This is a genomic window from Gordonia aichiensis NBRC 108223 (assembly GCF_000332975.1).
Classification (GTDB): domain Bacteria; phylum Actinomycetota; class Actinomycetes; order Mycobacteriales; family Mycobacteriaceae; genus Gordonia; species Gordonia aichiensis.
Genome location: NZ_BANR01000034.1, coordinates 22,501 through 29,158, shown reverse-complemented (window position 1 = coordinate 29,158; position 6,658 = coordinate 22,501). Strand labels below are relative to the sequence as shown.

The 6,658-nt window shown below is 64.8% G+C and carries 8 protein-coding genes; 1 reads left to right on the top strand and 7 read right to left on the bottom strand.

Annotation, left to right across the window (positions count from 1 at the left end):
* Positions 1–578 precede the first annotated feature (578 nt).
* From GOACH_RS21270 to GOACH_RS23175, 5 genes are all read right to left on the bottom strand, one after another.
* The gene (locus GOACH_RS21270; RefSeq protein WP_005179704.1) at positions 579–989 is read right to left on the bottom strand and encodes an ester cyclase; all 411 of its coding nucleotides are present in this window, start codon (positions 987–989) and stop codon (positions 579–581) included.
* Between the two features lie 40 nt (positions 990–1,029).
* A complete protein-coding gene (locus tag GOACH_RS21265) occupies positions 1,030–1,266 on the bottom strand; it encodes a hypothetical protein (RefSeq protein WP_245551987.1) in 237 nt (78 codons plus the stop codon).
* Positions 1,267–1,353: 87 nt separating this feature from the next.
* Complete coding sequence (locus tag GOACH_RS23880) at positions 1,354–1,512, bottom strand: hypothetical protein (RefSeq protein ID WP_005179700.1); 159 nt, start codon at positions 1,510–1,512, stop codon at positions 1,354–1,356.
* Positions 1,513–1,580: 68 nt separating this feature from the next.
* Positions 1,581–2,090, bottom strand: a complete 510-nt coding sequence (locus tag GOACH_RS21260; RefSeq protein WP_005179697.1) for a DUF1453 family protein — start codon at positions 2,088–2,090, stop codon at positions 1,581–1,583.
* 105 nt (positions 2,091–2,195) lie between these two features.
* A complete protein-coding gene (locus GOACH_RS23175; protein WP_169330885.1) occupies positions 2,196–4,700 on the bottom strand; it encodes an ATP-binding protein in 2,505 nt (834 codons plus the stop codon).
* 254 nt (positions 4,701–4,954) lie between these two features.
* Here GOACH_RS23175 and GOACH_RS21250 point away from each other — a divergent pair, with 254 nt between their 5' ends.
* Positions 4,955–5,509, top strand: a complete 555-nt coding sequence (locus tag GOACH_RS21250; protein ID WP_005179691.1) for a hypothetical protein — start codon at positions 4,955–4,957, stop codon at positions 5,507–5,509.
* 13 nt (positions 5,510–5,522) lie between these two features.
* Here the strand turns inward: GOACH_RS21250 and GOACH_RS21245 are convergent, their stop codons facing one another.
* Both GOACH_RS21245 and GOACH_RS21240 read right to left on the bottom strand, forming a co-directional pair.
* A complete protein-coding gene (locus GOACH_RS21245; RefSeq protein ID WP_005179689.1) occupies positions 5,523–5,846 on the bottom strand; it encodes an AzlD domain-containing protein in 324 nt (107 codons plus the stop codon).
* Entirely contained in the window at positions 5,843–6,655 is an 813-nt protein-coding gene (locus tag GOACH_RS21240; RefSeq protein WP_157227908.1) for an AzlC family ABC transporter permease, read from the bottom strand. Before GOACH_RS21240 ends, GOACH_RS21245 begins: the two co-directional genes overlap by 4 nt.
* Between the last annotated feature and the right edge of the window lie 3 nt (positions 6,656–6,658).

Sequence of the window (6,658 nt, the reverse complement as noted above, 5' to 3'; positions counted from 1 at the left end):
GAGCCCTGTTGACGTTGTGGCGATGGTGCCACGGTTCTTCCAAATCCATTCGTCTGAGCGATATTCGGCGCAATCACGTCTTTTTCGTAGTGGCCAGGATTGTCAGTACGGTCGTCGATCATCAAAGTCATCAAAAACCTCGACCATCGGCCTCGTTCAGAGTATCGAAGACTACCTCGACCTCGCGGTGGCGCCTGAACAGGTTGGTTACGTCGGTAGCTTCGTCAGTGTCGCTTTGGCCTGCTCCAACAGCCGAATTCGCTTGTTCGCTTCCCGCAGCTTCGCGAACTGCCCGGCGTCATCCCCGGCTTGTTGCCCTCGTCGGTATCGGCGCGGTGCAACCATATCCGCGGGAGTGTCACGACGATGTGGTTCGGGTGGCCCGTGAGCCGGGGGTAACGCTCGGGCAGATCGCGAAGAACTTCGGAATCTATGAGATGACCTTGCAGAACTTCGGCACGATAGCCATCCTTCCAGGCCCACCCTCCCAGGCGAGCCAGCTCAGATGTCACCCATTCGTGCAGCAGTCCACGGGCCGATACTCTGTTCGCCGACAACTCAGGTGCGTCACGCAGCGCTCACGTGAGACCGAGTTGGCCGAGGAAGTCGAGCTGATCGAAATACAGGTGCTCGGACATCAGCTGTCCATCATTTACCTGGTAGGTGGCACTCCACCGGAACGACACAGTCTTTCCAGAAGGATCGACGATCCCCGCCGGACTGTGCAGCGGACCGTCGTGCACGCCGTCGAAGAATCCTTCAACCGATCCCCGTCCAGTGTCGTCATCGAGCACGCACGACGCTACGATGAGCTTGCCGTCGGGGAAGGCCTGCTGGAACACCGACAAGAATCCCAATACTTCGTCCCGGCCGATGAACGTGCCACCAGGTGAGATGAGTTCCGCGTCCTCAGACCACGGCTCGTCGTCGGGCATGCGGGTGTTGAACGCGGCGACATGGATGTCGATGACTGATCGAATATCACTCATGGTCGTTGTGCTCCTTCATGATTGACCGTCGGCGGACGGGTCACCGCAGGGTGTAGGTGGCTTGTGAGTTGGGGCCGAATCGGGTGATTCGAGCGATGTTGTACGAGTCCTTGGAGGCGTGGGTCTGGCCAAGGGTGGTGAAACCCAGAGCCCACACCAACTCGGACTGGTAGCGATGGTGCGCCAACCGGTAGTTCCAGGTGTAGGTGACCGACGCCGACATGAGTCCCGGATTCGCCGACCAGGCACGAACGACCTCGATACCACCGCGCGGCACCACACGCGCCGGCGGATCGATCCAGCGCGTTGGCGATGAACTACCGCCCCACCTGTCGGTCGACGGCCAGCCGCTCAGAGTCAGGTCTCAGCCGGTCTTGTTGACGATGGTCATAGTCACCATCGAGTCCGGCGGCGGCGGCGCTGGATGCGCGTGCGCCGGTGCCGCGGCGACACCCGCCCCGACGGAGATCATAAGGGCCGCCAGGACGGCCGCGATGGTGGAACCGATCGTTGTAGCACGCATTGTCTTTCTCCTCGAATTATCTTGTATTGACTGAAACTTCAGGAAAGGTGGATCGAACAGCAGCGCGACTACGCCTTGACTGCCGGCGACGCGACGCCCTCACCGCCGGAGGAAGCGGTACGACGGGGGTTCAGAGGCTGTGCGCGCCGCCAGAGGTACTGCGCCTGGACCGCAACCATCACGCCAATCATCACGACGACCTCACCGAACCCGCCGTGGGTGGTGATGTGCAGGAAGTAGGCGCCGAAGCCCATCGCGAACTTGACCACGATCATCGCGACGAACAGACCGATGGTGAGCCGGTTGCCCTTCACATAGACGCCGCCGTCGCTGGCCCACATGTCCGTGTAGCGTCCGCGGGCGAGGCCGACGATGAGGCTCAAGGCGATGCTGCTTGCCAGCAACACCCACCCCTGCCATTCCTGCGGTGGGTGCAGCCCGCCGATCACCACACCTGCGACGATGTAGATGATTGCCAGCTTGAATCTGCCGGAACCGATCAATTCATGCGGACGAGACTGCCGATAGACGGCGAAGATGATCAGGGCCACGATGGCCAGCAAGTCGATGGGGCTCATTGCTCGCACGCTCCTTCTCGAGAGACGCCGACCGTGCGTCGGCTTTCACTCTTGAAGGCGTTCGATCGGCGCGCCGAAATGTTCGACGCGAACGAACACTGGTGTTCACAACTGCCAGGCGACCGGTGTCTGCGGCTGATACACGCACTGCGTGCCGGTGATGACCGCTTCGTTCAGGTGAGCGGTGAGTTCAGGACATTGGGCTTCGATGCGTGTGATGGCGTCACGGAGAGTGCGAGTGACATTCAGCCGCGCTCGTTCGACCTCGGAACCGGCCCGCCGCGTGCGTCCACCGAGCCCGGTGGCGCGGCTCAGCTCAGCGATCAGTGCGGCCCGCTCGTCATCCGCTGCGCGCATGCGGTCGGCATCGCCGGTCCGGTCCGCGAGGTCGCACTCGGCCTCGAGCTCGTCCAGTCGACGACGGTAGGCGCGCAACGCTGCGTCGTCGAGCATGGGACCGGCGTCCGTGTCTTCTCGACGGAGCCCGTCGGCCAACCCGGCCAAGGTCAGGGCGGATACCGGTTGATGCGGGCGCGACAACAACGCGTGCAGGTGCCGCACGCCTTTGGCATCGGCGAGATGGCCTTGTTCATCACCGAATGCCACGGTCCAGCCCGAGCCGTCGCGGCGCAGTCGTGCCGCCGTCGGCGTCTCATCGAGCACATCTGCAAGGGTGCGGCACGCGTCCAGCGTTTCGGCGTCACGCATCTGCTCGGCCACCGGGACGGCCTCGGCGAGCGCTGCCCGGGCTGCCTCGCGATCACCGGCGGCGACGCTCACCCGGGCTACCGCCAACAGGGATCTGGCCAGCGACCCGTGCACGTAACCGAGCCGGACCGCCCCCAATTCCTGGCGCATCTGCAGCGCCTGCCCGAACAGTTCGAGAGCCCGGTCGAAGTCGCCGCGATGCTCGGCCAATTCGCCAAGACTGTTGAGCCCGATCATGAGTTCGAGTCGACTGCCGTGCTCGGTCTGGATGGCGACCATCCGCTCATAGCACTCCTGCGCACCAGCCAGATCACCCGCGAGTTGCAGGACATGTCCCACGTTCCACACCGCGAAGGCCTGTCCCCACGGATCCGGTTGATCGTCGAGAATGGCCAGACCGCGACGCGTCGCAGCGATCGCCGACTCGTACTGGCCGGCAACCGAATCAGCCTCGCCACGCAGACACAACAGGTAGCCGAGGATCGGGGGTGGCGCATCGTCGTCGACCAGTGCGATCCCCTGGTCGAGATACTCGGTGGACCCGGCCCAATCGTCGGTGTCGTGAGCCCACAGGAAGCCCAGCCCGAAGAGCGCGGCCGCACGCAGTTCCGGCGGAGCGTCCTCGGCGCGTTCCAGCCCTTGCCGCAGCCAGCCGATGCCTTCCCGGTGCTGACTGCGCAACCACCAGAACAGCGGCATCACTGCTGCCGCGGCCAATGCACTGAGAGGCTCATTCTCCAGCGCCCAGGCCAAGGCGATGCGGATGTTGTCCTCGGCAGCGGTCATCCGCTGCACCCACTCCCGTTCCGGGCCCGCGGACAGCCCCGCTCCGGCCTCCACGGCCAACGCCAGGTACCAGCGTGCATGAGCCTGCGCGAGACGATCGGCCTCCTCAAGCCTGTTTGTCGCGAACTGCCGAATGGTCTCAAGCATCGAAAAGCGTTCGCCTGCAACGTCATGCACCAACAACGACCGCTCAACTAGTCTGGCCAGCGCATCCTCGACGTCGTCGACCGGCCATCCGGCCGCGGCCAGCACACCCGCCGCAGCGTCGATGTCGAAGCCACCAGCGAACAATGAGAGCCTGCGAAGCAGGACGCGCTCGGACTCGTCGAGTAGTGATTCACTCCACTCGAAGACCGACATCAGCGTGGTGTGCCGCTCGTCGACACCCCGCATGCGGCCCGACAGCGGGCGGCCCTGAGCCAACCGTTCGGCCACCGTGTCGAGTCCGATCGCAGCCACCCGCCCGGCAGCGAGTTCGAGTGCCAGCGGCAATCCGTCCAGACGACGGCAGATCTCGGCCACCGTCAGCCACCGCTCGCCGTCGACCTCGAATCGCTGGTCGCGGGCGTGTGCGCGGTCGACAAAAAGCGAGACGCTCGAATACGCGGGAATCTCTTCAGGCGAAGCATCCTTCGGTGGTACCGGCAAGGGCGTCAGCCACACCACCGACTCCCCCGGAAGCGACAATGGTTCACGACTGGTGGTGAGCATCTGTAGTCCCGGCGCCGAGCGCAAGAGCTCCCGGGCGAGAACGGCCACCCGGGACAGCACATGTTCGCAGTTGTCCAACACGATCAGGAGATCGGTATGGTCGGCGATCCAATCTGTCAAGGCGCCCAACCGATCTCGGCCGCCGGTGCGTGGCAGCCCAACAGCCGAGCAGATCTCCTCCACCACCAACGAAGAATCGCGCAGCGCGGCCAGTTCGACGATGCGTACGCCGTCGGCGTAACGGTCGGCGACGGCCGCGACTGTCTCGGTCGCCAGCAGAGTCTTGCCGACCCCACCGGGGCCAACGACACTGACGAGGCGATGCGCGCTCAGCAAATCGGTGAGCACCGCTACATCGTCATCCCGCCCGATCATCGGCGCGAGCGGCGCATACCAGATATTCACCACCATCAGTCGAGCCCTTAATCGAAGCCGTCGGCGATACTCAATGCTGACTTTACAAAGCACAACCCGTGCCGGGTTCTGATTTCGCATTATCGGGCGAATCTCGGCCGCCCGGTCACCTGGAGGAATCCTTCCCAACGCTCATGCGGAACACCTCGAATTGCAGCCGCCACCGCCGTCCTCACTTACAGAGTGGAGGGAGAGAAGCCTGCGGAAGGGTAAGACTGGATCGTGCACGGAGGGAGACGATCGCCATGACACAGAGTGTGTTGTCCGACGACGAGATTGCGGAACTCACCGTCGACGAACGTCGAGAGTTGATCGCTCGACTGTCGCGCCCGCTCGACGGCATCGCGCCGAGCCCGATCGTGCGTAATCGTCTGCGTGCGGTGCGTATCGGGCTGATGGCGGGCGGTGCGATCGCACTGATCCCGTGGATCGTGTTCCTGGGGTTCACGCTGCCCGTCGATTACGTGGCGCATAACTGGTCGGTCACGTGGATCGGCTTCGACGTTCTGCTGGTCGCGATGATGGCGGCCACCGCGGTCCTGGGCATCATGCGCAGACAATTGTTGGTGCTCGCGGGTTTCACCACGGGGGTGCTGCTCATCTGCGACGCCTGGTTCGACATCATGACCGCCGCGTCCGACGACCGGTGGGTCTCACTGCTCACCGCATTTCTGGCCGAACTCCCGCTCGCGGCACTGTTGATCCTCGGCACAACACGCATCATCCGCCTCAACGCGGTGCGGCAATGGCAACTGGAACCGCATGCGCCGCTGTGGCGATTGCCGGTGATGTTGGGGTGAGCGACGGTAACGCTCAGGAGATACCGGCGGCCCGCAGCCCGGCTGCCACTCCTGCGGCCAGCAGGATGACGACGATCAGCGGAGCGCGCAGGGCCGCGGCCAGTACGCCCGCTGCCACGCCCGCTGGTCTGGCCCACCCGGCGAGGTCCTGACCGGCGTAAAGCGCGCCGGTGGCCGCGACGGCGACCAGCAGGACCAGTGCGGCGCGGTCGATCACACCGCGCACGCGGTCGGAGACGGTGACCCGCGAACGCAGCAGGGGGCCGGCCAAACGGAGTGCATAGGTGCCCGCAGCCAACACCGCGACGGCGATGAAGAGTTGAGTTCCGTGCGTCATGACGTACGCCCCACGCGTGGCACCGCACTGTCGACGGTTGACGGTGCACTGCCGACGGTTGACGGTGCACTACTGACAGCTGCAAGCGCACTGTCGACGGTTGCGTGCGCACTGTCGTCGGTGCCGCGGCGCGGGACGAGCAGCCCGGCGCCGAGACCTACGAGCGCCAGCAGCACCGGAACCCCGGCGGGAACGTACGGCGTTACGGCGACGGCGATCACGGCGCCGACGACCAGTGAGGCGCCGAGTCGACCGCGCTCCGACCGCTGCCCGCGCAGTGCCGAGATCGCCAGCGCGCCAAGCAGTGCGGGGAACGCGGCGTCGAGTCCCAGTGTTTCAGGGCTCGAGATGACCTGTCCCGCAGCAGAACCCAGGGCTGCACCTGCCGGCCAAGAGACAAGTACCCCGATGCCGCACCAGAGGAACGCTGCGCGTGCACGCTCGGCGTCGGAGGCACCCGCGGTCAGCGCTGCGGTCTCGTCGTTCACCATGTGCGCACCGATGAGGCGACGCACACCGGAGCCGAGGTAGGGGCCGACGGACAGTCCGTACCCGAGGTTGCGGGTGTTCACGAGCAACCCGGCGAGTGCCCCGACGATGGGCAGGCCTCCGGTGGCGAGGATGCCGACGAACACGAACTCGCTCGAACCGGCCATCACCACGCACGCGATGGTGACGATCTGCCACCAACTAAGCCCGGCGCTGTGCCCGGCGACACCGTAGGAGCATCCGATGACGAACACAGAGAGCGCCATCACTGCCACGCTGCGTAGCGTGTCGTAGCCAAGTGTTTCCCGTGACGAACGCATGAC